This is a genomic window from Achromobacter sp. GbtcB20 (assembly GCF_019091095.1).
In the GTDB taxonomy this organism is placed as follows: Bacteria; Pseudomonadota; Gammaproteobacteria; order Burkholderiales; family Burkholderiaceae_B; genus Achromobacter; species Achromobacter mucicolens.
Genome location: NZ_JAGXJZ010000533.1, coordinates 1 through 272, shown reverse-complemented (window position 1 = coordinate 272; position 272 = coordinate 1). Strand labels below are relative to the sequence as shown.

The 272-nt window shown below is 68.4% G+C and carries 1 pseudogene; it reads left to right on the top strand.

The annotated features are described in order from the left end of the window. A pseudogene (locus KVT32_RS30095) lies at positions 1 to 272 on the top strand (TonB-dependent receptor); the annotation flags it as partial.

The window sequence follows — 272 nt, the reverse complement described above, 5'->3', positions numbered from 1 at the left end:
CCCGCGCACTGCTCTGCGCCTTGCCTGCATTATTCATCCATCACGCCGCGCAGGCCGACGACCTCGTGCTGCAGCGCGTGCTGGTCGAAGGCTCGCGCATGAGCCAGCTCGGCATCGCCGATTCCCCCAACGCCGGCACCGTCGGCCAGAAGGACCTGGCCGCGCGCACCGCTTACCGCCCCGGCGAAATGCTGGAAGCCATGCCGGGCCTGATCGCCAGCCAGCACAGCGGCGAAGGCAAGGCCAACCAGTTCTACCTGCGCGGCTTCAAC